The following is a 24,539-nucleotide window of genomic DNA, read 5'->3' on the forward strand; positions in this document are numbered from 1 at the left end:
TTCAATCCATAGATGGAGTTCAGCATGGGATACAAGAAGATTCAGGTTCCGGCAGTCGGCGACAAAATCACCGTCAATGCAGACCATTCTCTCAATGTTCCTGACCAACCGATCATCCCTTATATCGAAGGTGACGGTATTGGCGTCGACATCAGCCCGGTGATGATCAAGGTGGTCGACGCAGCTGTTGAAAAGGCCTACGGCGGCAAGCGTAAAATCTCGTGGATGGAGGTGTACGCCGGCGAGAAGGCGACCCAAGTCTACGACCAGGACACCTGGCTGCCCCAGGAAACCCTGGATGCGGTCAAGGATTACGTGGTGTCCATCAAGGGCCCGCTGACTACCCCGGTGGGCGGTGGCATTCGTTCGTTGAACGTGGCCCTGCGTCAGCAACTCGACCTGTACGTGTGCCTGCGCCCGGTGCGCTGGTTCGAAGGCGTGCCCAGCCCGGTCAAGAAACCAGGCGACGTGGACATGACCATCTTCCGCGAAAACTCCGAAGATATTTACGCCGGGATCGAATGGAAGGCCGGCTCGCCGGAAGCGACAAAGATCATCAAGTTCCTCAAGGAGGAAATGGGCGTCACCAAGATTCGTTTCGACCAGGATTGCGGCATTGGTATCAAGCCGGTATCGCTGGAAGGCACCAAGCGCCTGGCGCGCAAGGCCCTGCAATATGTAGTGGATAATGATCGCGATTCGCTGACCATCGTGCACAAAGGCAACATCATGAAGTTCACTGAAGGGGCCTTTAAGGAATGGGCTTACGAAGTGGCGGCCGAAGAGTTCGGTGCGACCCTGCTGGATGGCGGTCCGTGGATGCAGTTCAAGAACCCGAAGACAGGCAAGAATGTAGTGGTCAAGGACGCCATCGCCGATGCCATGCTCCAGCAGATCCTGCTGCGTCCGGCTGAGTATGACGTGATCGCGACCCTTAACCTAAACGGCGACTACCTGTCCGACGCCCTGGCGGCGGAAGTGGGCGGTATCGGGATTGCGCCGGGTGCCAACCTGTCCGACACCGTGGCCATGTTCGAGGCGACCCACGGTACTGCGCCCAAATATGCGGGCAAGGACCAGGTCAACCCGGGCTCATTGATCCTGTCGGCGGAAATGATGCTGCGTCATATGGGTTGGACCGAGGCGGCAGACCTGATCATCAAGGGTACCAACGGCGCTATCTCGGCCAAGACCGTGACCTACGACTTCGAGCGCCTGATGGATGGCGCGAAGCTGGTGTCGTCGTCGGGCTTTGGTGATGCGCTGATTTCGCATATGTAAAAGAGAGCAAATAAAAACGGCCACCTCAACTTGATTGGGGTGGCCGTTTTTTTTATCGCAAACTACACACCCTGTGGCTGATCAGGCCAATTGCTTCTTCTTATGAGTGGGCAGTGGTGCGGTGTTTTCCAATGTTTCAGTTTTCACTACATCAATGTTCACAGCATGCAGCCCTTTGGGTCCTTGAATGATTTCAAAGGTTACCGCTTGGCCCGCTTTCAGCGTTTTGTACCCGTCCATGGTGATCGCTGAATAATGAGCAAAAAGGTCCTCGCTTTTACCTTCTTGAAGAACAAAGCCATATCCCTTGGCATTGTTGAACCACTTGACCTTGCCACTGATCTTGACGCCAGACATACCCATTTCCCTCTGCACCAGACTCCATCACTGGAGTATCATCCAGTTTATCCGTCCTAACCCGAATAAATAAGGTTGACTGCGCGGACCTTTTTTACCCACTGTGGGTTCTATTGGTTGTAACACCGATTTGCCGATAGTCAAGGCGACCGGGTGGTCAGGAGTTGAAATTCTGACAGGTCGCCCCCATCACTGTATTTGAACCACTGACGAACCTTTCTTTCCATGCATGCAATCAGCCAGATTCGACTAACATTCAATCAGGATCGACCGGATCACGAACACGATGACGACGGTTCTGCAGGCATTGCTGTTCAGGAGGCCAAGCCTGCTTTACAGGCGCCGCCGATGTACAAGGTGGTTTTGTTCAACGATGACTACACACCGATGGATTTCGTGGTCGAAGTGCTCGAGGTGTTTTTTAACCTGAACCGCGAGTTGGCGACCAAGGTAATGCTGGCCGTTCACACAGAAGGACGGGCAGTATGTGGAGTGTTTACCCGTGACATCGCCGAGACAAAGGCCATGCAGGTCAACCAGTACGCCAGGGAAAGCCAGCATCCGCTACTCTGTGAAATCGAGAAGGACGGTTAACGCCGACCACTTGGGTATGAGGTGAAGCTATGTTAAACCGCGAGCTCGAAGTCACCCTCAATCTTGCCTTCAAGGAGGCTCGTTCGAAGCGTCATGAATTCATGACCGTCGAACACCTGCTGCTGGCACTTTTGGATAATGAAGCTGCCGCCACGGTTCTGCGTGCGTGCGGCGCCAATCTCGACAAGCTCAAGCATGACCTGCAGGAGTTTATCGACTCCACCACGCCACTGATCCCCGTGCATGACGAGGACCGCGAGACCCAGCCAACCCTGGGCTTTCAGCGGGTATTGCAGCGTGCTGTTTTCCACGTACAGAGCTCCGGTAAGCGTGAAGTCACAGGCGCCAATGTGCTTGTGGCGATTTTCAGCGAACAGGAAAGCCAGGCAGTGTTCCTGCTCAAGCAGCAGAGCGTTGCCCGTATTGATGTCGTCAACTACATCGCCCACGGTATCTCCAAGGTGCCTGGGCACGGCGATCATTCCGAGGGTGAGCAGGATATGCAGGACGACGAGGGCGGTGAGTCTTCTTCTTCAAGCAACCCGCTGGATGCCTATGCCAGCAACCTCAACGAGTTGGCGCGCCAGGGGCGGATCGATCCGTTGGTGGGGCGTGAGCTGGAGGTCGAGCGTGTAGCGCAGATCCTCGCGCGTCGTCGCAAGAACAATCCGTTGCTGGTGGGTGAGGCGGGCGTGGGCAAGACCGCGATTGCCGAAGGCCTGGCCAAGCGCATTGTCGACAACCAGGTGCCGGACCTGCTGGCCAACAGTGTCGTCTACTCCCTTGACCTGGGCGCGTTGCTCGCCGGGACCAAGTACCGTGGCGATTTCGAGAAGCGCTTCAAGGCGCTGCTCGGCGAGCTGAAAAAACGCCCGCAGGCGATCCTGTTCATCGACGAAATCCATACCATCATTGGTGCCGGTGCGGCATCCGGTGGGGTGATGGACGCCTCCAACCTGCTCAAGCCGCTGCTGTCGTCGGGTGATATCCGCTGCATCGGTTCGACCACTTTCCAGGAATTCCGCGGCATCTTCGAAAAAGACCGTGCCCTGGCGCGTCGCTTCCAGAAAGTCGATGTGTCCGAGCCGTCAGTTGAAGACACCATCGGCATCCTGCGCGGGCTCAAGGGGCGGTTTGAAGCGCACCACGGCATCGAGTACACCGATGAGGCGCTGCGTGCGGCTGCTGAGCTGGCATCGCGCTACATCAATGACCGGCATATGCCGGACAAGGCCATCGACGTGATCGACGAGGCGGGGGCCTACCAGCGCCTGCAGCCGGTCGAGAAGCGTGTGAAGCGCATCGACGTGCCTCAGGTCGAGGACATTGTCGCGAAGATCGCGCGGATTCCGCCAAAACACGTCAACAGTTCCGACAAGGAGCTGCTGCGTAACCTGGAACGCGACCTCAAGCTCACCGTGTTCGGCCAGGATGCCGCGATCGACGCGCTGTCCACCGCGATCAAACTGTCGCGTGCGGGCCTCAAGTCGCCGGACAAGCCTGTCGGCTCGTTCCTGTTCGCCGGTCCTACCGGTGTCGGCAAGACCGAGGCGGCACGGCAATTGGCCAAGGCCATGGGGATCGAGCTGGTGCGCTTCGACATGTCCGAATACATGGAGCGTCACACCGTGTCGCGCCTGATCGGTGCGCCTCCGGGCTATGTCGGTTTCGATCAGGGCGGTCTGTTGACCGAAGCGATCACCAAGCAGCCGCATTGCGTACTGCTGCTCGATGAAATCGAGAAGGCCCACCCGGAAGTCTTCAACCTGCTGCTGCAGGTGATGGACCACGGGACCCTGACCGACAACAACGGGCGCAAGGCGGACTTCCGCAATGTCATCGTGATCATGACCACCAACGCCGGTGCCGAGACGGCTGCGCGGGCTTCGATCGGCTTTACCCATCAGGACCACTCGTCTGATGCGATGGAAGTGATCAAGAAGAGCTTCACGCCGGAGTTCCGCAACCGCCTGGACACCATTATCCAGTTTGGTCGCCTCAGCCATGAGGTTATCAAGAGCGTGGTGGACAAGTTCCTCACCGAGCTCCAGGCGCAGTTGGAAGACAAGCGCGTGCAGCTGGATGTCACGGAGGCGGCGCGCAGCTGGATCGCCGAAGGTGGCTACGATGCGGCAATGGGCGCTCGTCCGATGGCGCGTCTGATCCAGGACAAGATCAAGCGGCCGTTGGCCGAAGAGATCCTGTTTGGCGAGCTTTCCGACCATGGTGGCGTGGTGCACATCGACCTGAAGGATGGCGAGCTGACCTTCGAGTTCGAAACCACGGCTGAAATGGCCTGATCGTTCTGCAATAACGCAAAAGGCGCCGAAAGGCGCCTTTTTGCTGTCTGAAATGCAATTCTCAGGACAATGGATATCCAATGTGGAAGGGGCAAGCCCCCTCCCACAGGATCCCTCGGTGTTGGAGAAATCCCATGCACACAAAAACGCCCGGCATAACCGGGCGTTTTGTATTGACTTGCTTAGCGAGCGCGGTAAGTGATGCGCCCTTTGCTCAAGTCATAGGGCGTCAGCTCGACGCGCACTTTGTCACCGGTAAGAATACGAATGTAGTTCTTGCGCATCTTGCCGGAGATATGCGCGGTTACGACGTGCCCATTTTCCAACTCCACACGAAACATGGTGTTGGGCAGGGTGTCGACGACAGTGCCTTCCATTTCGAAGCTGTCTTCTTTCGACATGCAGTAAAGCCCTCGGTATCCAGTGAATGGCCCGGTGCAACTGCGCCAGGCAAAAGCGGCGTGCATTGTGCCCGAAAAAGGGTGTTTAAGCCAAGGGGTTCTAGTTAAGCGTGACCCATCTTTGATTAATTAGCAGTTCTATGGGGCGATATTGGGTCTTGTAGTTCATTTTTTTGCAGTTCTTGATCCAGTATCCGAGGTACACCGCCTCCAGTTCCAGGCGCAGCGCCTCACCGATTTGCCAGAGGATCGCGAAGCGCCCGAGGCTGCGGCGCTCTTCGGCCGGCTCGTAGAAGGTGTAGACCGCTGACAGGCCGTTAGGCAGCAAATCGGTCACGGCGACGGCCACCAGGCGGCCGTCCGCGCGGAATTCGTAGAAGCGCGAGAACGGCAGGTCGCGCACCAGGAAAGTGGAAAACTGGTCGCGGCTGGGTGGGAACATATCGCCGTCGGCGTGGCGTTGCTCGATATAGCGCTGGTACAGGTCGAAGTACTCTTCGGTGAATCGTGGTTTTGCCGCCGTCACCGTCAGGTCGGCGTTGCGCTTGAGAATGCGCTTCTGATTGCGGTCCGGGAGAAACTGCGCCACGGGAATGCGTGCCGGCACGCAGGCATTGCAGTTCTGGCAGTGAGGCCGGTACAGATGATCGCCGCTGCGCCGGAAACCCATTTCCGAGAGATCGGCATACACGTGCACATCCATTGGCTGGCTGGGGTCGAGGAACAGTGTGGTGGCCTGCTCGTCGGGCAGATAGCTGCAAGAGTGGGGTTGAGTGGCATAGAACTTCAAACGCGCCAACTCGGTCATGATCAACCCTCGGATAAGCTTTGAAATAAGTGTAAGCCAGGAGCGCGCAAGTCGCCTAAGAAACCCACGGTCCTGCGTTGGGTTGGTCCAGATGGTCACGCAGGAAACCTGCGAAGTCGCTGCGGGATATGGCACGGGCGCCCAGGCTGTGCAGGTGATCGTTGGGCATCTGGCAGTCGATCAGTACAAAGCCCCAGGCCTGCAATTGCCGGGTCAATGTAGCAAAGCCGAATTTCGAGGCGTTGTCGGCGCGGCTGAACATGGACTCGCCGAAGAACAACTGTCCCATCGCCAGGCCGTACAGGCCGCCCACCAGCTCGCCGTCGTCCCATACCTCTACCGAATGGGCGTAACCGCGCTGGTGCAGCGTCAGGTAGGCGCTCTGTATGCCCTTGGTGATCCAGGTGCCATCGGCATACGTGCGCGGCGCGGCGCACGCCTGGATGACGGCGGCAAAGTCCTGGTCGAAGGTCACGGTATAGCGCTGCTGGCGCAATAGTTTGCCCAGGCTGCGGGAGATATGCAGTTCGTCGGGGAATATCACAGTGCGCGGGTCGGGCGACCACCAGAGGATCGGCTGGCCGTCCGAGAACCAGGGAAAGCAACCATGGCGATAGGCTTGCACCAGTCGCTCGGCCGACAGGTCGCCACCGGCGGCGAGCAGGCCATTGGGTTCGCGCATGGCCTTGGCCAGCGGGGGGAATGTCAGTGAGTCGCGTTGTAACCAGGTCAGCATGGCATCCAGGCTTACGGAAGGGGAGGGGAGTGGCAGGCAACTCGCCTGCGCCAAGGGTGTGATTATTGTCGACGCAGCGCTGTGGGGCCAGCCCGAATCGGCCATTGGCGCGCATTAGCGTGAGCGGGTGTTTCTGCAACTCTCTGCGTGAGGCGTGGTCGTAATCGGGTCTGGCCGATGCAGGCCATTTGCCAAGCTTGCCTGGATTGGTAAAAACAGCTCATAAGCCTTTGTCAGCAAAGACAATGCATGCTCAAATTGAACATGTTGTGACACACAATTGGCTATCCTGCTTGAAGAAAGCCAAGTGGCGTGGCAACAGGAACACAAACCCGTACAATGCGGCCATTGTGGCGTTATCGCCATTTCATCCAGCAATCGCCCAGTGTTAAAAGTAGATTCCACGACGTTCGTTCATTTTTCAGCTGCTCGGATTGGGCAGTATTTGCAGTTATTCAACAGATGGACGCGCTAACAGGCGCAGGAAAAGACCCGTTTTGAAGAAATCCGCCGCAACACCTAAAGCAGCAGTCGTGCCGGCCTGGCGCCAGCACCTGCATTATCGACTCAAGGAAGGCGCGCTGATCGCTATCGGCGCGCTGTGCCTGTTCCTGATGATGGCCTTGCTTACCTATGGCAAGGACGATCCGGGCTGGAGCCACAACAGCAAGATCGAAGACGTGCAGAACTTCGGTGGGCCTGCCGGTTCCTACAGCGCCGATATTCTGTTCATGGTGCTGGGTTACTTCGCTTACATTTTCCCCTTGCTGCTGGCGATCAAGACCTGGCAGATCTTCCGCCAGCGTCATGAGCCGTGGCAGTGGAGCGGCTGGCTGTTTTCGTGGCGTCTGATCGGCCTGGTATTCCTGGTGTTGTCCGGCGCCGCCCTCGCGCATATTCATTTCCATGCCCCCACCGGCCTGCCGGCGGGCGCGGGTGGGGCGCTGGGCGAGAGCCTCGGCGACCTGGCGCGCAAGACCCTGAATATCCAGGGCAGCACCCTGATGTTTATCGCGCTGTTCCTGTTCGGCCTCACCGTGTTCACCGACCTCTCGTGGTTCAAGGTGATGGACGTGACCGGCAAGATCACCCTCGACCTGCTGGAGCTGTTCCAGGGCGCAGCCAACCGCTGGTGGGCCGCCCGGGTTGATCGCAAGCGCATGGTGGCCCAGCTGCGGGAGGTGGACACCCGCGTCAACGAAGTGGTGGCCCCAAGCACGCCGGACCGCCGCGAGCAGGCCAAGGTCAAGGAGCGCCTGATCGAACGCGAGCAGGCCCTGAGCAAGCACATGTCGGACCGCGAGAAGCAGGTGCCGCCGGTGATCGCCCCGGCGCCACCCAAGGCCGCCGAGCCAAGCCACCGCGTGCAGAAAGAGAAACAGGCGCCGTTGTTTGTCGACAGCGCCGTGGAGGGCACCTTGCCGCCGATCTCGATCCTCGACCCGGCCGAAAAGAAACAACTCAACTATTCCCCTGAGTCCCTGGCGGCCGTCGGCCATTTGCTGGAAATCAAACTCAAGGAGTTCGGCGTCGAAGTGTCGGTAGACTCCATCCACCCCGGCCCGGTGATTACCCGTTACGAAATCCAGCCGGCTGCCGGCGTCAAGGTCAGCCGCATTTCCAACCTGGCCAAGGACCTGGCGCGCTCCCTGGCCGTGACCAGCGTGCGCGTGGTGGAAGTGATCCCCGGCAAGACCACCGTGGGTATCGAGATTCCCAACGAAGACCGCCAGATCGTGCGCTTCTCCGAAGTACTGTCGACCCCTGAGTACGACAACTTCAAGTCGCCGGTCACCCTGGCCCTGGGCCACGACATCGGCGGCAAGCCGGTGATCACCGACCTCGCAAAAATGCCTCACCTGCTCGTGGCCGGTACCACCGGTTCGGGTAAGTCGGTGGGCGTGAACGCGATGATCCTGTCGATCCTGTTCAAGTCCGGCCCGGAAGACGCCAAGCTGATCATGATCGACCCGAAGATGCTCGAGCTGTCGATCTACGAAGGCATTCCGCACCTGCTGTGCCCGGTGGTCACCGACATGAAGGACGCCGCCAACGCCCTGCGCTGGAGCGTTGCCGAGATGGAGCGCCGCTACAAGCTGATGGCGAAGATGGGCGTGCGTAACCTGTCGGGCTTCAACGCCAAGGTCAAGGAAGCCCAGGACGCCGGCACGCCGCTGACCGACCCGCTGTACAAGCGCGAAAGTATCCACGACGAAGCACCGCTGTTGAGCAAGCTGCCAACCATCGTGGTGGTGGTCGATGAGTTTGCCGACATGATGATGATCGTCGGCAAGAAGGTCGAAGAGTTGATCGCGCGTATAGCCCAGAAGGCGCGGGCGGCTGGTATTCACTTGATCCTCGCCACCCAGCGTCCGTCGGTGGACGTGATCACCGGCCTGATCAAGGCCAACATCCCGACCCGCATGGCGTTCCAGGTGTCGAGCAAGATCGACTCACGGACCATCATCGACCAGGGCGGCGCCGAGCAACTGCTGGGCCACGGCGACATGCTCTATATGCCGCCCGGCACCAGCCTGCCGATCCGGGTTCACGGCGCCTTCGTGTCCGACGATGAAGTGCACCGCGTGGTGGAAGCCTGGAAGCTGCGTGGCGCGCCCGAATACAACGACGACATCCTCGCGGGCGTTGAAGAGGCCGGCAGCGGCTTCGACGGCGGCAGCAGCGGTGGCGACGACGATGCCGAAACCGACGCGCTGTATGACGAAGCCGTGGCGTTCGTGCTGGAAAGCCGCCGCGCCTCGATTTCTGCGGTGCAGCGCAAGCTGAAGATCGGCTACAACCGCGCCGCTCGTATGATCGAAGCCATGGAAAACGCTGGCGTCGTCACTGCAATGAACACCAACGGCTCGCGTGAAGTCCTTGCTCCTGGGCAGGCGCGCGACTGATTCCGTGCCGCGTGGCTGCACGCGGCGCGCCCTTACGACTCAATGAGGACTCCCATGCGTCTTATCCGCATGCTGTTGTTGCCGGCACTGGCCCTGACCGCTGTTTCGGCCCACGCTGACCCGGCCTCCGTTGCCAGCCTGAAGAACCTGTTGGACAAATCCCAGACCCTGACCGCGCGCTTTTCCCAGCTCACGCTGGATGCCGGCGGCACCCAGTTGCAGGAAACCGCCGGCGAGATGGCCGTGCAGCGCCCAGGGCTGTTCTACTGGCACACGGAAGGCAAGGCCGAGCAGACCATCGTCTCGGACGGCCAGAAAGTCACCCTGTGGGACCCGGACCTGGAACAGGCGACCATCAAGAAGCTCGACCCGCGCCTGAACCAGACTCCGGCGCTGCTGCTGTCGGGCGACGTGTCGAAAATCAACGACAGCTTCGACATCACCTCCAAGCAGACCAGCAACGTGATCGAGTTCACCCTCAAGCCGAAATCCAAGGACACGCTGTTTGACACGTTGTCCCTGTCGTTCGGCAACGGCGTGATCAATAACATGCGCCTGGTAGACAGCGTCGGCCAGCGCACCGATATCCTGTTCTCCGGGGTCAAGGCCAACCAGCCGGTACCGGCGTCCAAGTTCAAGTTCGACATCCCCAAGGGTGCCGACGTGATCCAGGAATAAACTGCCCAGAGGTTTCAAACGCTGCCCATGGATCTGTTTCGAAGTGACCCGATTGCCCAGCCTTTGGCCGCGCGCTTGCGCTCGACCAACCTGGATGAGTACGTCGGTCAGGAACACCTGCTCGCTCGCGGCAAGCCTTTGCGCGAAGCCCTGGAGCAGGGTGCGCTGCACTCGATGATTTTCTGGGGGCCGCCGGGCGTGGGTAAGACCACCCTGGCGCGGCTGCTGGCAAAAGTCTCGGATGCGCACTTCGAAACGGTCTCGGCCGTACTGGCCGGGGTCAAGGAGATCCGCCAGGCTGTCGAGGTGGCCAAGCAGCAGGCTGGGCAGTACGGCAAGCGCACCATCCTGTTTGTCGATGAAGTGCATCGCTTCAACAAGTCGCAGCAGGATGCGTTTTTGCCGTATGTCGAGGACGGCACGCTGATTTTTATCGGTGCGACCACCGAGAACCCTTCCTTCGAATTGAATAACGCCTTGCTCTCGCGTGCGCGGGTCTACGTGCTTAAAAGCCTGGACGAAGCCGCGATGCAAAAGCTGTTGCACCGCGCCTTGAGCGAAGACAAGGGCCTGGGCAAGCGCCAGCTGAGTCTCAGCGACGAAGGCTTCAAGATCCTGCTCACCGCCGCAGACGGCGACGGTCGCCGCTTTCTCAACCTGCTGGAGAACGCCTCCGACCTGGCCGAAGACGGCAGCGAGATTGGCGTCGAGCTGCTGCAAAGCCTGCTCGGCGATACGCGTCGGCGTTTCGACAAGGGCGGCGAAGCCTTCTACGACCAGATTTCGGCGCTGCACAAATCCGTGCGCGGCTCCAACCCGGACGGCGCGCTGTATTGGTTTGCGCGCATGATCGACGGCGGCTGCGACCCGCTGTACCTCGCCCGTCGCGTGGTGCGCATGGCCAGCGAAGACATCGGTAACGCCGACCCACGCGCCCTGAGCCTGTGCCTGGCCGCCTGGGAGGTGCAGGAGCGCCTCGGCAGCCCGGAAGGCGAGCTGGCGGTGGCCCAGGCCATCACGTACCTGGCCTGCGCGCCGAAAAGCAACGCGGTGTACATGGGCTTCAAGTCCGCCCTGCGTGCGGCCGCCGAACACGGCTCCCTCGAAGTGCCGCTGCATCTGCGCAATGCGCCGACCAAGTTGATGAAACAACTGGGCTACGGTGATGAATACCGCTATGCCCATGATGAGCCGGACGCCTATGCCGCCGGCGAAGACTATTTCCCCGACGAGCTTGAGCCGCAGCCGTTCTATCAGCCGGTGCCCCGTGGCCTGGAGCTGAAGATCGGTGAAAAGCTCAATCACCTCGCCCAACTCGACCGCCTCAGCCCCAAACAGCGGAGAAAGTAGTGTTCAAGACGATTCTTGCCGTGTCCGCAGCCGGCATCGCTGGTACATTATTGCGTTTCGCCACCGGTACGTGGGTGAGCGCCAATTGGCCGAAGCATTTTTATGCAGCGACCCTGGCGGTCAACCTGGTGGGTTGCCTGATCATCGGCTTGTTGTACGGCTGGTTCCTGTTGCGCCCGGAAGTACCGATTGAAATTCGCGCCGGCTTGATTGTCGGCTTTGTAGGCGGTCTGACGACCTTTTCATCCTTTTCACTGGATACGTTGCGCCTGCTGGAAAGCGGGCAGGCCCTGGTCGCCTTCGGGTACCTGGGCATCAGCGTGTTCGGCGGGCTGCTCGCCACCTGGGCCGGCCTGTCCTTGACCAAACTTTGATAAACGAGAGACCGACATGCTCGATTCCAAACTGTTACGTAGCAACCTTCAGGACGTAGCGGACCGCCTGGCATCCCGTGGCTTTGCCTTGGATGTTGCGCGCATCGAAGCGCTGGAAGAACAGCGCAAGACCGTCCAGACCCGCACCGAAGCACTGCAGGCTGAGCGGAATGCGCGTTCCAAATCCATCGGTCAGGCCAAGCAACGCGGCGAAGACATTGCGCCGTTGATGGCGGACGTCGAGCGCATGGGCACCGAGCTGTCCGACGGCAAGGTCGAGCTGGAAGGCATTCAATCCGAGCTGGATTCGATCCTGCTGGGCATCCCCAACCTGCCGCACGAGTCCGTGCCGATTGGCGAAGACGAAGACGGCAACGTCGAAGTGCGCCGCTGGGGCACGCCAACGGCGTTTGATTTCGAGATCAAGGACCACGTCGCCCTGGGCGAATTGACTGGTGGCCTGGATTTCGAAACCGCCGCCAAGATGTCCGGTGCGCGTTTTGCCTTGCTGCGCGGCCCGATTGCGCGGATGCACCGTGCCCTGGCGCAGTTCATGATCAACCTGCACACCGGCGAACACGGTTACGAAGAGGCTTACACCCCGTACCTGGTGCAGGCGCCGGCGCTGATGGGCACCAGCCAGCTGCCGAAGTTCGAGGAAGACCTGTTCAAGATCAGCCGCGATGGCGAAGCCGATCTGTACCTGATCCCGACCGCCGAAGTGTCGCTGACCAATATCGTTGCCGGCGAGATCCTCGACGCCAAGCAACTGCCGCTCAAGTTCGTCGCCCACAGCCCGTGCTTCCGCAGTGAAGCCGGTGCGTCGGGTCGTGACACCCGCGGGATGATCCGCCAGCACCAGTTCGACAAGGTCGAGATGGTGCAAGTGGTTGAGCCGTCGACCTCCATGGACGCCCTGGAAGGCCTGACCGCCAACGCCGAACGCGTCCTGCAGTTGCTGGAGCTGCCGTACCGCGTCCTGGCGCTGTGCACCGGCGACATGGGTTTCAGCGCCGTGAAGACCTACGACCTCGAGGTGTGGGTACCCAGCCAGGACAAATACCGCGAGATTTCGTCGTGCTCCAACTGCGGTGATTTCCAGGCCCGGCGCATGCAGGCGCGTTTCCGTAACCCGGAAACCGGCAAGCCGGAGCTGGTGCACACCCTCAACGGTTCGGGCCTGGCTGTAGGCCGTACCCTGGTGGCGGTGCTGGAAAATTACCAGCAGGCTGACGGTTCGATCCGTGTACCTGAAGTACTCAAGCCGTACATGGCGGGCGTTGAGGTCATCCGCTAAATGGAATTTCTGCCGCTGTTTCATAACCTGCGCGGCAGTCGTGTGCTGGTCGTCGGTGGGGGGGAGATTGCCTTGCGCAAATCCCGCCTGCTGGCTGACGCCGGCGCAGTGCTGCGGGTGGTTGCTCCCCAGATCGAAGACCAGTTGCGTGAGTTGGTGCAGGGCAGTGGCGGGGAACTGATTTTGCGCGGTTATCAGCAGGCCGACCTTGAAGGCTGCACCTTGATTATCGCGGCGACCGACGACGAGCCGCTGAACGCGCAAGTGTCCAGTGATGCCAAGCGTCGTTGCGTACCCGTCAACGTGGTGGACGCGCCGGCCTTGTGCAGCGTGATCTTCCCGGCGATTGTCGACCGTTCGCCTTTGGTGATCGCGGTGTCCAGCGGCGGTGATGCACCGGTGCTGGCGCGCTTGATCCGCGCCAAGCTGGAAACCTGGATTCCCTCCACCTACGGCCAGTTGGCCGGGCTGGCGGCGCGGTTTCGTGCGCAGGTCAAAGGTTTGTATCCGGACGTGCAGCAGCGTCGGGCGTTCTGGGAAGAAGTGTTCCAGGGCCCGATTGCCGACCGTCAGTTGGCCGGGCAGGGCGATGAGGCCGAGCGTCTGTTGATCGAAAAGGTCAACGGCGCGCCACCTTATGCGCCGGGCGAGGTGTATCTGGTCGGTGCCGGCCCGGGTGACCCGGACCTGCTGACCTTCCGTGCCCTGCGCCTGATGCAGCAAGCCGATGTGGTGCTGTACGACCGCTTGGTGGCTCCGGCGATTCTGGAGCTGTGCCGTCGTGATGCCGAGCGCATCTACGTCGGTAAACGCCGCGCCGACCACGCCGTGCCGCAAGACCAGATCAACCAGCAACTGGTGAACCTGGCCAAGCAAGGCAAGCGTGTGCTGCGCCTCAAGGGTGGCGATCCGTTCATCTTTGGCCGTGGCGGTGAAGAAATCGAAGAACTGGCGGCCCATGGCATCCCGTTCCAGGTGGTGCCGGGGATCACCGCAGCCAGTGGTTGCGCGGCCTATGCCGGGATTCCGCTGACCCATCGCGACTATGCACAGTCGGTACGCTTTATCACCGGGCACTTGAAGAATGGGACGTCGGACCTGCCTTGGAGTGACCTGGTAGGGCCGTCGCAGACCTTGGTGTTCTACATGGGCTTGATTGGCTTGCCGATCATCTGTGAGCAACTGATCAAGCACGGTCGCGCCGCGGATACCCCGGCGGCGTTGATCCAGCAGGGCACCACGTCCAACCAGCGCGTGTTTACCGGCACCCTGGCGGACCTGCCGCGCATGGTGGCGGAGCATGAAGTGCATGCGCCGACGCTGGTGATCGTCGGTGAGGTGGTGGTGTTGCGCGAGAAGCTGAAGTGGTTTGAAGGTGCCCAGTCACAAGTCTGAGCACCTGCACACACACTTCAATTGTAGGAGCGAGCTTGCTCGCGAAAATCGTCAACGATAACGCGCCCACCCTGAATGCACGCGGTGTTTTTGAGTTCTTCGCGAGCAAGCTCGCTCCTACGGGTTTTGTATCAGCTCCAAACGCCTTTGCTGGTTAGCTTCACTCGATCATGCCCGGCATCAAACGCCTGCAACGGCCCCTTCGGCACAATCCCCGTCGGGTTGATCGTGCGGTGGCTCGCATAGTAATGCCCCTTGATGTGCTCGAAATCCACCGTCTCGGCCACGCCCGGCCACTGATGCATCTCCCTCAACCAGTTCGACAGGTTCGGGTAATCGGCAATCCGCCGCACATTGCATTTGAAGTGGCTGTAATACACCGCATCAAAACGAATCAGCGTGGTAAACAACCGCACATCCGCTTCGGTCAGGTACTCGCCAGCCAGGTAGCGATGGTCGCCCAAGTGCTGCTCCAGGTGATCGAGTTCGGCAAACACATCATCAAACGCGCTTTCATACGCGTGTTGTGAGGTGGCAAAGCCTGCGCGGTACACGCCATTGTTCACGGCCGGGTAGATCCGCTCGTTCAGCGCATCGATGGTCGGGCGCAGTGCCTCGGGGTAGAAGTCCAGGGTGTTGCCGGTCAGCCCGTTGAACGCGCTGTTGAACATGCGGATGATCTCCGCCGATTCATTGCTGACGATGCGGTTGAGCTTCTTGTCCCACAGCACCGGCACGGTGACGCGACCGGTGTAGTCGGCGGTGTCGGCGGTATAGCGCTGGTGCATGAATTCGAAACCATCGAGCTTATCGCCGGTGGAGCCTTGGGCCTTGTCGAAGGTCCAGCCGTTTTCCAGCATCAGCCAGCTGACCACGGACACGTCGATCAAGCTTTCCAGGCCCTTGAGCTTGCGCAGGATCAGGGTGCGGTGGGCCCATGGACAGGCCAGGGACACGTAGAGGTGATAACGACCGGCCTCGGCCTTGAAGCCGCCTTCGCCGCTGGGTCCAGGCTGGCCATCGGCGGTCACCCAGTGGCGGCGCTGTGCCTGTTCCCGCTGGAAAGCGCCATCTGCGCTACTTTCGTACCACTGGTCTTTCCAGTGTCCTTCGATCAGCAAACCCATGACTGGCTCCTTGGCTAATAAGCGTTGGAGCCCAGTCTAAAGGGATGAGTTCGAACTAAAAGCGCAAAGACCGGGCGTGAATGATCGATTAAATCGATTTGTCCCGAGCGTCCCAATATTGCCGGGCTAATTCGAACGCCTGTTCCCGTGAGTGACCGAGGCCGCGCAGAGCCAGGGCCATGGTGGCGATCAGCGCCAGTTGTGGGTAGCTGTCCTCTACGTCGCCGCGCCACACGGCCTTCAAGTGCTCCGGCTCCAGGGTTGCCGGCTTGACGTGGCGCTGGTCGGAGAGGGCGGGCCATTCTTCATCCCAGCTTTCGCCACCGGTGGTGCCGTAGAGGTGGCTGATCGTGTCGGGGTTGATCTCGACTTCGCCGCCGTCGCCCTTCACCACAATCACATGGTCGCCGAGCAGGCCGCTGGCATCGCGGTGCACGCCCTGGTAACCGGGGTGGAAAATGCTTTGCAGGCCGCAGCGCGCATTCAGCGGGTTGAGCAGGCGCGCCAGGGAGTGGATCGGCGAGCGTAGGCCGAGGGTGTTGCGCAGGTCGATCATGCGTTGCAGTTGCGGCGCCCAATCGCCCAGCGGGATAAACGCCAGGTTGCCTTGTTCAAACGCGGTCCCGACCTGCTGCCAGTTGCGGCATAACGGAATTTGCAGGGTTTGCAGCAATTGTTCGGTGTACAGCCGGCCCGCCGTGTGTGCGCCGCCGCCGTGCATGAGGATGCGCACGCCATTTTGCGCCAGGCACTTGGCCGCCAGCAGGAACCAGGGCAGGTGGCGTTTCTTGCCGGCGTAGGTCGGCCAGTCGACATCCACATTCAGTGCCGGGGCGTTCAGGCGTTCGCGCACGGCTTCGGTAAAACCGGCGAGTTCTTCCGGGCTTTCTTCCTTGTGGCGCAGCAGCATCAGGAAGGCGCCGAGCTGGGTGTCTTCGACTTTTTCGTCGAGCAGCATGCCCATGGCTTCGCGGGCCTCGTCGCGGGTGAGGTTGCGCGCGCCGCGCTTGCCTTTGCCCAGGATGCGCACGAACTGCGCAAACGGATGCTCGGCAGGGGTTTCAAGGGGCAGTGGGGCAAAGTCGGTCATAAGCAATTCGTCGGCCGGGGCAGGCCCGCCAGCTTGGCGGCGAGTTTGGCGGGAGTGCCGTTGAACAGTGTGTTGAGGTGCAGGCTGTTGCCCTTTTGCGGGCCCAATTTCAAGGCGGTGTACTTGATCAGCGGGCGCGTGGCGGGGGACAGCTGGAATTCGGCATAGAACTGGCGCAGCAATTCGAGGATCTGCCAATGGTCCGGGGTCAATTCCAGGCCTTCGGCGGCGGCCAGGGCGTTGGCCACCTCAGGGGACCATTCGCTCAGGTCGACGAGGTAACCGTCCTTGTCCAGATCCAGGGTGCGCGCGCCTACGGTCAGGGTGTTCATAGCCAGGTGTTGACCTTGCTGTAGTCGAGCGACAGCTGCACGAAACCCGGGTAGTCCACGCTGTCGGCCCAGTCGGGCAGCGGCAGATTGCGCGCCAGCATGTCTTCGGCCAACACAAAGACCTTCACGCCCTTGGTGTGCAGGGCTGGGTTGTGCAGCCCGTAGGCGCCATCGCCGCAAAGCAGGATCGCATCCTCGGCGCCACAGATACGCAGGCAACTGGCGAGGCGGCTATCGGTAAAAGGAGAGTGAGATACCACATGTAAAGTCGACATCAGAGGGTTATCACCTGGTCGTAACGGTCAATCAGCCTGGAGATCGCCTCGCTGTCCAGCGACTGGGCATTGGCCGGCTGTGTCAGCCCGCGCTCACCCAGGCTGTGGCTGCAGGCGAACACGTCATCGATGCCGAACAGGCCCAATGCCTGCAGGTTAGCGCCGAGGTCCTTTTGCTGCACGGCCTTGGCGTCCTGGTGCGGCGCCAGTTGGAACACGCCGTCATCCATGAACAGCACGCCGATCGGCAGATCAAACGCGCCCCCGGCCAGCACGATATCCAGCGCTTCGCGCGCGCTCGGCCCGGCCCATGGCGCCTGGCGGCTGATCACTAACAAGGATTTGGACATGTCACGGCCCTCCAAAACAGATCAGGCGGTCGGCGGCTTGGGCGGCGTCGTGCAATTGTCCCAGGCCCGACAGCGCCCAGGGCGCACCCAGGTTGGCCGCGCTGCGTTGATAGCGGGTGGCTTCCTCGGCGTTAAGCACGCCACGACGCAAGGCGGCGGCGATGCACACCACGCCGTCGAGCTGATGCGTGCTGACCAACTCGCGCCATTGGCGGGCGATGTCCTGCTCATCCTGGGGCGCAACGATGGTGTTGGCGGCGCTGTAGACGCCATCCTGATAGAAGAACAGCCGCACAATCTCATGCCCGCCGGCAAGCACCGCCTGGGCGAACAGCAAGGCGCGGCGCGAGGAGGGCGCGTGGGCGGCGGAAAACACTGCAATCGCAAACTTCATGGAACACTCTGCAAGCAAACGTGGGCCAATGATAAAGCCGCCGCCGCGAAAAAGCCCGCCGTGATCAAAACGGTCACCCTCGATGATCGTTCTGACGATTGCCGGTATGCGCCACGCTGCCTAGTCTGTGTGAATTCGAAACCCAAATGGAGTCCCCATGTCAGGTCCCTTGGCGTCCCTTAAAGTGTTGGATTTTTCCACCTTGCTGCCCGGCCCGTTTGCCTCCTTGATGCTGGCGGACATGGGCGCCGAGGTACTGCGTATCGAATCGCCCACGCGCGTGGACCTGCTGCGGGTGCTGCCGCCCCATGACCAGGGAACTTCGGCCAGTCATGCCTACCTCAATCGCAACAAGCGCAGCCTGGCGCTGGATTTGAAGCAGGCCGAAGCGTTGGAGATCGTGCGCGCACTGGTCAAGGACTACGACATTGTCCTCGAACAATTTCGTCCCGGAGTGATGGAGCGCCTGGGCCTGGGTTACGAGGCGCTGAAGGCGATCAACCCGCGGCTGATTTACGTATCGATCACTGGTTACGGCCAGACCGGCCCTTACAAGGACCGCGCCGGGCACGACATCAACTACCTGGCGCTGGCCGGGGTCGCCAGTTACACCGGCCGCCAGGACAGCGGGCCATTGCCACTGGGCGTGCAGTTGGCGGACGTGGGCGGCGGTTCGCTGCATGCGGTGGTGGGGCTTCTCGCTGCTGTCATTTCCCGGCAGCAGAGCGGTGTCGGCCAATACCTGGATGTCAGCATGACCGATTGCTCCTTCAGCCTGAACGCCATGGCCGGAGCGGGTTACCTGGCCTGCGGGGTCGAGCCGGAATGGGAGAGCCATGTACTCAATGGTGGCAGTTTCTACGACTACTACCGCTCTCGGGACGGACGCTGGATGTCAGTGGGCAGCCTGGAACCGGCCTTCATGCAGCAATTGTGTGAAGCGTTGGGGCGCCCGGAACTTGCCGCGCAGGGTTTGAAGCCAGAGCAGCAGCCGGCGCTTAAGCAGGCCTTGCAGGTGGAATTCGAGAAGCGCAGTTTCGAGCAATTGTGCGAGTTGTTTGCCGGGGTGGATGCCTGCGTGGAACCTGTGCTGACGCTGAGTGAGGCCGTGGCCCATCCGCAGTTAACGGCGCGGGCGCTGGTCAGCCAGGTGCCCAGGGGCGATGGCTCGAGCCAGGCGCAGATAGCCTGCCCGTTGAAATTCTCCGAGGGTTTGCCAGCGCCCCGGCACATTGGCGCCGCCGTGGGCGCGCACAGTGATGACGTATTGGCGGAGCTGGGCTTGAGCCCACAGCGCATCAGCGAGCTGCGCAGCTCCAAGGTGATTATGTAGTGGCTGGGCGGACGCTATCGGGAGCAAGCCCCCTCCCACATTTTGATCGTATTCACAGGCCTGAATGTGGGAGGGGGCTTGCTCCCGATGAGGCCTTTATTCCACCCTGGTTTCCCCGGTAAACACCAAGGTCTGCCGACAGCGCCGACACAGGTACCGCCGCCCCTGAGCCACCATGCCATGGCGTTGCGACGAAAACGGAAAGTCACTGTCCGCACACGGGCAACGGTAGATATAGCGGGTCACCTGGCGACGCTTCACGGCATAGGTGTGGCAGCGGTCCGGCGGTAGTTCATAGACCCCACGCATGATCAGTTGCCATTCCTCGCCATGGGGCTGGATGCGTTCGCCGAACAATTGGTGGGCAATCAGGTGCGCCACCTCATGGGCCACGGTCTGTTTCAGGAAGTGTTGGCTGTTTTCTCGGTACAACTGTGGGTTGAAGCGCAGCAGGTTCTCGTGCAAATGCGCGACACCGGCCTTCTGGCCCCGCAGCTTGAGGCTGACCTGGGGGCGTTTGAAGCTTCGTTTGAAAAAGGATTCGGCTTGCAGGAAACAATCTTCGACGCGGGTATTGAGTTGCTCGGGCATGCTGTACATATCTCCAGAGACATGCAGTATGCCGCAAAGCTGGGTGTTTCCGAATCTGTCAGGCGCCGAATGGTCATTCATCACGCACAAAGCCACCTTGCGGTGGCCTTGCCTTCACGGTTGGACGCGTCAGTTAGTGTAGATCGGGCCTACGCCCAGGCCCCAGACAATCACGGTAAACGCCATGATCGCTACCAGCACCACCAGGCCCACGGCCAGTACCGAGCTGGAAAACAGGAAGCCTTCGTCGGGATCGATGCTCATGAAGGTCGGCAGCCCCACGTACAACAGGTAGACCGTGTAGCAAATCGCTGCCGTGCCCACCACCATGCCCAGCCACATATGCGGGTAGAGCGCCGCCAGCCCGCCGATGAACAGCGGTGTCGCGGTGTAGGTGGCAAAGGCCACGCAACGCGCCATGCTGGGGCTGGCGTCGTAGGTACGGGCCATCCAGTGAATGAACGCGCCCATTACCGCCACGCCGCCGAGCATGGCCGCGTACGACATGAGGGTCATCCACAGCGCACTTTCCTGGGTCAACATGACCGGCGCGCGGTTGCCGATGACCCAGCCGACCTGGGTGGTACCGATAAACGCTGATACGGCGGGGATCGCCGCGAGAATCAGGGTGTGAGTGAGGTACATGTGGCCGATGCTTTCTTCTTTATCGCCACGAATTTCCCGCCATTCCTGGTCGGGATGGGTAAACAGCCCCACGACGTGATGGATCATGCCAGTCACTCCTGTCGTTATTACCATCGCCCCCCATCGGAGCGCCCACGGGCCAAATGGCCACAAAGGTCTGGATATATGTGTGCGACCTCAAGTCGCAGTATAGGAAGGGATGACCGGAATAACTGTAGGGCCTTTAGAGCAAATTGCGCTGTAAACAGGGGGCCTAATCGCGGCGGGGTCTTTTACTGTTAGCCCTTTAGCTGTTTTTTTTGCGTAAAATACCCGGCTTTTCGTCACACACCTCCTGCGGATCCAAGCGCCATGGGCACTCTTACGGTCAACCAGAACAAACTGCAAAAACGCCTGCGCCGCCTGGCCGGTGAGGCGGTCGCCGATTTCAACATGATCGAGGACGGCGACAAGGTCATGGTCTGCCTCTCCGGCGGCAAAGACAGCTACACCATGCTCGACGTGCTGTTGCACCTGCAAAAGGTCGCGCCGATCAAGTTCGAGATCGTTGCCGTCAACATGGACCAGAAACAACCGGGCTTCCCCGAGCACGTGCTGCCTGCGTACTTGAAGGCGCTGGGCGTTGAGTACCACATCGTCGAAAAAGACACCTACTCGGTGGTCAAGGAACTGGTTCCTGAAGGCAAGACCACCTGCTCGTTATGCTCGCGCCTGCGCCGTGGCACGCTCTACACCTTTGCCGATGAGATCGGTGCAACCAAGATGGCCCTGGGTCACCACCGCGACGATATTGTCGAGACCTTCTTCCTCAATATGTTCTTCAACGGTTCGCTCAAGGCCATGCCGCCCAAGCTGCGTGCCGATGACGGGCGCAACGTGGTGATCCGCCCGCTGGCGTATTGCAACGAGAAGGACATCCAGGCCTACTCCGACCTCAAGCAATTCCCGATCATCCCGTGCAACCTGTGCGGCTCCCAGGAAAACCTGCAGCGCCAGGTGGTCAAGGAAATGCTGGTGGATTGGGAGCGCAAGACCCCCGGGCGTACCGAAAGTATCTTCCGCAGCCTGCAGAACGTGCAGCCGTCGCAATTGGCCGATCGCAACCTGTTCGACTTCGCCAGCCTGAAAATTGATGAGACTGCCGCGTCGCGCTTCGTCAATGTTGTGAACCTCTGAGCTCATTCAACGCTCTGACACACGGCGCTTGCGGGCGCCGTTTTCAATTCAATTGCCAGCATTCAACAGCAGGAGAGGGCATGCGTGATTACAAGTGGCTGCACGAATACTGTCTGAACCGCTTCGGTTCAGCGGCCGAGCTGGACGCCCACCTGCCGGTGCCCAAGACTCCGGCGCAGTTACGCAAGATCAGTGATGATCGCTACCTGTCGACCTTGGCGCTGCGCGTGTTTCGCGCGGGCTTGAAACACAGCGTGGTGGATGCCAAGTGGCCGGCGTTCGAGCAAGTGTTCTTCGGCTTCGACCCGGAAAAAGTCGTGCTGATGGGCGCTGAGCATCTTGAGCGCCTGATGCAGGACACGCGCATCATCCGTCACCTGGGCAAGCTCAAGAGCGTGCCGCGCAATGCGCAGATGATCCTGGATATCGAGCAGGAAAAAGGCAGCTTCGGCGCATTTATCGCTGACTGGCCGGTGACCGATATCGTTGGGTTATGGAAATACCTGAGCAAGCACGGTCATCAGCTGGGCGGGCTGTCGGCACCGCGCTTCTTGCGGATGGTGGGCAAGGATACCTTTGTGCCGAGCTACGACGTGGTCGCGGCATTGAATGCGCAGAAGATTGTCGACAAGGCGCCAACCAGCCTGCGCGACCTGGCGACGGTGCAGGCCGCGTTCAACCAGTGGCATGCCGAAAGTGGACGGCCGATGTGCCAGCTGTCGATGATGCTGGCGTACACCGTCAACCATTGACCGGGGTCTATTGTGTGGCGAGCAGGCTCGCCACACAGTTACTCGGCCAACCGGCGGTTCAGTTGGTGCCGCCAGCGCACATACAGCAGCGCCGTACAAAACACCGCCAGGCTCGCCAGCATCTCCAGCACCCCGAACCACTGCCGGTTCGGGTCATACGCCGCCAGCGCGCCTTTGATGAAGTACAGGTTCACCACAAAGCACATCCACGAATGCCCGCGCGCACTGCCGACGATCATCCCCGGTGCCAGCACCAGCAGCGGTATCAGTTCGATCAGCAGGATCACCCACGGACGCGCGCCGTGCAGGTCGGCGACGAACAGGTAGTACCCGCACAGCAAACCCACCAGGGCGAAAAACGCCAGCAAGCTTAACGCGCGTGCAGCCTTGACCCGTGGCTCCAGCCACGCTTGCGGCGGTAGAACCTTAGGCTTCCTGGCCACGGCCGTTCTCCAGCAGCGTGGCGGTCTTGGCCAGGCGCAGGCCCAGGGCCCGGCACAGGGTGATTTCATGCGGGTCGAGCAGGCGTTTACCATCCGGTCCGGCATGGTGGCTGGCGCCATACGGCGTGCCGCCGCCCTGGGTGTCGAGCAGCGCCTGTTCGCTGTAGGGCAGGCCTGTGATCAGCATGCCGTGGTGCAACAGCGGCAGCAGCATCGACATCAGCGTGGTTTCCTGGCCGCCATGCAGGCTGGCGGTGGAGGTGAACACCCCGGCCGGTTTGCCGACGAGCGCGCCGGTGAGCCACAGGTTGCTGGTGCCATCGAGGAAGTACTTGAGCGGCGCGGCCATGTTGCCGAAGCGCGTCGGGCTGCCCAGGGCCAGGCCCGAGCAGTTTTTCAGGTCATCGAGGCTGGCGTACAGCGCGCCTTCGTCCGGGATGCTCGGCGCCACGGCTTCGCATTCGGTGGAGATCGCCGGCACGGTGCGCAGCCGCGCTTCCATCCCGCCTTGCTCGATGCCCCGGGCAATCTGCCGAGCCATTTCGCTCACCGAGCCATTGCGGCTGTAATACAACACCAGCACATACGGCGTAGTCACGACAGGATCTCCAGCACGTTCTCTGGCGGGCGGCCAATGATGGCTTTATCGGCGGTTTCCAGGATCGGGCGTTCCATCAGCTTGGGGTGTTCGGCGATGGCGGCAAGCAGTTGCGCTTCGCTGAGGCTGGCATCGGCCAGGTTGAGGGCCTTGTATTCGTCTTCGCCGGTGCGCAGCAGTTGGCGTGCGCTGATACCCAGCTTGGTCAGCAGCGCCTTCAATTGCGCGGCATTCAGCGGGGTTTCCAGGTAACGCACCACGGTGGGGGCGAGGCCTCGGGCTTCCAGCAGTTCAAGCGCACCGCGGGATTTCGAGCAGCGCGGGTTGTGATAAAGCGTCAGATCGGTCATGTGCGGGTCGCATCTTGCGTAAGGTGGCGGGTATTCTACCCGCGCGGCGTCCTGTCCTTAAACCGTAAGAGGCGATAGGTCGCAGCCAACGTTCATTTTTGCGAAGGATTACCCCATGACAAGGCGACTGATCGGTGCATTGGCGATCATCACAACCCTGCTGCTCAGCGGCTGCGGCAATGACTACGGCGTTGACCAGTACGGCCAGAAGGTCGCGGCCGAGCGCCTGGACAAACAGTGGCTGGTGGTCAACTACTGGGCGGAATGGTGTGGCCCGTGCCGCACGGAAATCCCTGAACTCAACGCCCTGGCGGAACAGTTGAAGGGGCAGGGTGTGGGGGTGTTCGGGGTTAACTTCGACAATGTGCAGGGTGCAGAGCTGAAAGAAGCCAGCGACAAGCTGGGGATCAAGTTCACCGTGCTGGCACAGAACCCGGATGGGATCTTCGACATTCCGCGCAGCGAAGCATTGCCGGTGACCTACATCATCGATGACAAGGGTAAGGTGCGCGAGCAGTTGATGGGTGAGCAGACGGCGGAAGGGGTGCTGGCCAAACTCAAGGCCTTGCGCGGCTAGAGTATTGTCCCCTCCCACATTCGGGTCCC

Annotated in this window: 28 protein-coding genes; 13 read left to right on the forward strand and 15 right to left on the reverse strand. The window is 60.7% G+C overall.

Features of this window, described 5'->3' with window-relative positions:
* The first annotated feature begins 24 nt into the window (after positions 1–24).
* Entirely contained in the window at positions 25–1,281 is a 1,257-nt protein-coding gene (gene icd / locus AB1462_RS13335) for an NADP-dependent isocitrate dehydrogenase (RefSeq protein ID WP_090402832.1), read from the forward strand.
* Between the two features lie 81 nt (positions 1,282–1,362).
* Here the strand turns inward: icd and cspD are convergent, their stop codons facing one another.
* Positions 1,363–1,638, reverse strand: a complete 276-nt coding sequence (cspD, locus tag AB1462_RS13340; RefSeq protein ID WP_315337844.1) for a cold shock domain-containing protein CspD — start codon at positions 1,636–1,638, stop codon at positions 1,363–1,365.
* 225 nt (positions 1,639–1,863) lie between these two features.
* Between cspD and clpS the strand changes: the two genes are divergently transcribed.
* Both clpS and clpA read left to right on the forward strand, forming a co-directional pair.
* Entirely contained in the window at positions 1,864–2,232 is a 369-nt protein-coding gene (gene clpS, locus AB1462_RS13345) for an ATP-dependent Clp protease adapter ClpS (protein ID WP_010567912.1), read from the forward strand.
* A gap of 29 nt (positions 2,233–2,261) precedes the next feature.
* Positions 2,262–4,532 (forward strand): ATP-dependent Clp protease ATP-binding subunit ClpA, encoded by a 2,271-nt coding sequence (gene clpA, locus AB1462_RS13350; RefSeq protein WP_053128508.1) that lies wholly within the window; start codon positions 2,262–2,264, stop codon positions 4,530–4,532.
* 182 nt (positions 4,533–4,714) lie between these two features.
* Here clpA and infA read toward each other — a convergent pair whose 3' ends face one another.
* The 3 genes from infA to aat all read right to left on the reverse strand — a co-directional run bounded on the left by infA (position 4,715) and on the right by aat (position 6,477).
* A complete protein-coding gene (infA, locus tag AB1462_RS13355; RefSeq protein ID WP_002553999.1) occupies positions 4,715–4,933 on the reverse strand; it encodes a translation initiation factor IF-1 in 219 nt (72 codons plus the stop codon).
* Between the two features lie 100 nt (positions 4,934–5,033).
* Positions 5,034–5,741, reverse strand: coding sequence for an arginyltransferase (locus AB1462_RS13360; protein ID WP_053128509.1), 708 nt, complete (start codon positions 5,739–5,741; stop codon positions 5,034–5,036).
* Between the two features lie 55 nt (positions 5,742–5,796).
* Positions 5,797–6,477, reverse strand: a complete 681-nt coding sequence (gene aat, locus AB1462_RS13365) for a leucyl/phenylalanyl-tRNA--protein transferase (RefSeq protein ID WP_090402834.1) — start codon at positions 6,475–6,477, stop codon at positions 5,797–5,799.
* Positions 6,478–6,974: 497 nt separating this feature from the next.
* On the opposite strand from aat, the gene AB1462_RS13370 reads away from it, so the two are divergent.
* Genes AB1462_RS13370 through cysG form a run of 6 tightly spaced genes read left to right on the forward strand, consistent with a single transcriptional unit; the run spans position 6,975 to position 14,477 of the window.
* Positions 6,975–9,383: a DNA translocase FtsK gene (locus tag AB1462_RS13370; protein ID WP_090402837.1), complete on the forward strand. Its 2,409-nt coding sequence runs from the start codon at positions 6,975–6,977 to the stop codon at positions 9,381–9,383.
* A gap of 54 nt (positions 9,384–9,437) precedes the next feature.
* On the forward strand, positions 9,438–10,061 hold the full coding sequence (lolA, locus tag AB1462_RS13375) for an outer membrane lipoprotein chaperone LolA (protein ID WP_016975527.1): 624 nt from the start codon (positions 9,438–9,440) through the stop codon (positions 10,059–10,061).
* Between the two features lie 27 nt (positions 10,062–10,088).
* Positions 10,089–11,411 carry a replication-associated recombination protein A gene (locus AB1462_RS13380; protein WP_090402839.1) on the forward strand — a complete coding sequence of 441 codons (1,323 nt, stop codon included), beginning with the start codon at positions 10,089–10,091 and terminating at the stop codon, positions 11,409–11,411.
* A complete protein-coding gene (crcB, locus tag AB1462_RS13385) occupies positions 11,411–11,785 on the forward strand; it encodes a fluoride efflux transporter CrcB (RefSeq protein ID WP_027606345.1) in 375 nt (124 codons plus the stop codon). The genes AB1462_RS13380 and crcB overlap by 1 nt, the downstream gene beginning before the upstream one ends.
* Positions 11,786–11,801: 16 nt before the next feature.
* Positions 11,802–13,082, forward strand: a complete 1,281-nt coding sequence (serS, locus tag AB1462_RS13390) for a serine--tRNA ligase (protein ID WP_065927075.1) — start codon at positions 11,802–11,804, stop codon at positions 13,080–13,082.
* Positions 13,083–14,477, forward strand: coding sequence for a siroheme synthase CysG (gene cysG / locus AB1462_RS13395; RefSeq protein ID WP_090402841.1), 1,395 nt, complete (start codon positions 13,083–13,085; stop codon positions 14,475–14,477).
* A 131-nt stretch (positions 14,478–14,608) separates the two neighbouring features.
* On the opposite strand, the gene AB1462_RS13400 is transcribed toward cysG, so the two are convergent.
* From AB1462_RS13400 to tusD, 6 genes are all read right to left on the reverse strand, one after another.
* On the reverse strand, positions 14,609–15,604 hold the full coding sequence (locus AB1462_RS13400) for a glutathione S-transferase family protein (protein WP_090402843.1): 996 nt from the start codon (positions 15,602–15,604) through the stop codon (positions 14,609–14,611).
* A gap of 88 nt (positions 15,605–15,692) precedes the next feature.
* Positions 15,693–16,694, reverse strand: a complete 1,002-nt coding sequence (locus AB1462_RS13405; protein ID WP_367246828.1) for a glycosyl transferase family protein — start codon at positions 16,692–16,694, stop codon at positions 15,693–15,695.
* Entirely contained in the window at positions 16,691–17,026 is a 336-nt protein-coding gene (locus AB1462_RS13410; RefSeq protein ID WP_367246829.1) for a TusE/DsrC/DsvC family sulfur relay protein, read from the reverse strand. Before AB1462_RS13410 ends, AB1462_RS13405 begins: the two co-directional genes overlap by 4 nt.
* Entirely contained in the window at positions 17,023–17,301 is a 279-nt protein-coding gene (tusB, locus tag AB1462_RS13415; protein WP_090402850.1) for a sulfurtransferase complex subunit TusB, read from the reverse strand. Before tusB ends, AB1462_RS13410 begins: the two co-directional genes overlap by 4 nt.
* Positions 17,301–17,651: a sulfurtransferase complex subunit TusC gene (tusC, locus tag AB1462_RS13420; protein WP_090402852.1), complete on the reverse strand. Its 351-nt coding sequence runs from the start codon at positions 17,649–17,651 to the stop codon at positions 17,301–17,303. The genes tusB and tusC overlap by 1 nt, the downstream gene beginning before the upstream one ends.
* A gap of 1 nt (position 17,652) precedes the next feature.
* On the reverse strand, positions 17,653–18,045 hold the full coding sequence (gene tusD / locus AB1462_RS13425; protein ID WP_090402854.1) for a sulfurtransferase complex subunit TusD: 393 nt from the start codon (positions 18,043–18,045) through the stop codon (positions 17,653–17,655).
* A 157-nt stretch (positions 18,046–18,202) separates the two neighbouring features.
* Here tusD and AB1462_RS13430 point away from each other — a divergent pair, with 157 nt between their 5' ends.
* Positions 18,203–19,378: a CaiB/BaiF CoA-transferase family protein gene (locus tag AB1462_RS13430; protein WP_090402856.1), complete on the forward strand. Its 1,176-nt coding sequence runs from the start codon at positions 18,203–18,205 to the stop codon at positions 19,376–19,378.
* A 96-nt stretch (positions 19,379–19,474) separates the two neighbouring features.
* On the opposite strand, the gene AB1462_RS13435 is transcribed toward AB1462_RS13430, so the two are convergent.
* Together AB1462_RS13435 and AB1462_RS13440 are read right to left on the reverse strand one after the other, a co-directional pair.
* Positions 19,475–19,969 (reverse strand): SprT family zinc-dependent metalloprotease, encoded by a 495-nt coding sequence (locus tag AB1462_RS13435; protein ID WP_027606355.1) that lies wholly within the window; start codon positions 19,967–19,969, stop codon positions 19,475–19,477.
* 129 nt (positions 19,970–20,098) lie between these two features.
* Positions 20,099–20,701, reverse strand: a complete 603-nt coding sequence (locus AB1462_RS13440) for a Yip1 family protein (protein WP_090402858.1) — start codon at positions 20,699–20,701, stop codon at positions 20,099–20,101.
* 264 nt (positions 20,702–20,965) lie between these two features.
* Between AB1462_RS13440 and ttcA the strand changes: the two genes are divergently transcribed.
* Both ttcA and AB1462_RS13450 read left to right on the forward strand, forming a co-directional pair.
* The gene (gene ttcA, locus AB1462_RS13445) at positions 20,966–21,790 is read left to right on the forward strand and encodes a tRNA 2-thiocytidine(32) synthetase TtcA (protein WP_259193343.1); all 825 of its coding nucleotides are present in this window, start codon (positions 20,966–20,968) and stop codon (positions 21,788–21,790) included.
* A gap of 80 nt (positions 21,791–21,870) precedes the next feature.
* A complete protein-coding gene (locus tag AB1462_RS13450; RefSeq protein ID WP_053128532.1) occupies positions 21,871–22,542 on the forward strand; it encodes a DNA-3-methyladenine glycosylase I in 672 nt (223 codons plus the stop codon).
* 38 nt (positions 22,543–22,580) lie between these two features.
* On the opposite strand, the gene AB1462_RS13455 is transcribed toward AB1462_RS13450, so the two are convergent.
* Genes AB1462_RS13455 through arsC form a run of 3 tightly spaced genes read right to left on the reverse strand, consistent with a single transcriptional unit; the run spans position 22,581 to position 23,933 of the window.
* On the reverse strand, positions 22,581–22,985 hold the full coding sequence (locus tag AB1462_RS13455) for a DUF2069 domain-containing protein (protein WP_367246830.1): 405 nt from the start codon (positions 22,983–22,985) through the stop codon (positions 22,581–22,583).
* Positions 22,969–23,583, reverse strand: coding sequence for an NAD(P)H:quinone oxidoreductase (wrbA, locus tag AB1462_RS13460; protein WP_090402864.1), 615 nt, complete (start codon positions 23,581–23,583; stop codon positions 22,969–22,971). Before wrbA ends, AB1462_RS13455 begins: the two co-directional genes overlap by 17 nt.
* The gene (gene arsC, locus AB1462_RS13465; RefSeq protein ID WP_090402866.1) at positions 23,580–23,933 is read right to left on the reverse strand and encodes an arsenate reductase (glutaredoxin); all 354 of its coding nucleotides are present in this window, start codon (positions 23,931–23,933) and stop codon (positions 23,580–23,582) included. Before arsC ends, wrbA begins: the two co-directional genes overlap by 4 nt.
* A gap of 115 nt (positions 23,934–24,048) precedes the next feature.
* Between arsC and AB1462_RS13470 the strand changes: the two genes are divergently transcribed.
* Complete coding sequence (locus AB1462_RS13470) at positions 24,049–24,510, forward strand: TlpA disulfide reductase family protein (protein WP_090402869.1); 462 nt, start codon at positions 24,049–24,051, stop codon at positions 24,508–24,510.
* Positions 24,511–24,539: the final 29 nt, after the last annotated feature.

It is taken from the genome of Pseudomonas sp. SB113, from assembly GCF_040754745.1.
In the GTDB taxonomy this organism is placed as follows: Bacteria; Pseudomonadota; Gammaproteobacteria; order Pseudomonadales; family Pseudomonadaceae; genus Aquipseudomonas; species Aquipseudomonas grimontii.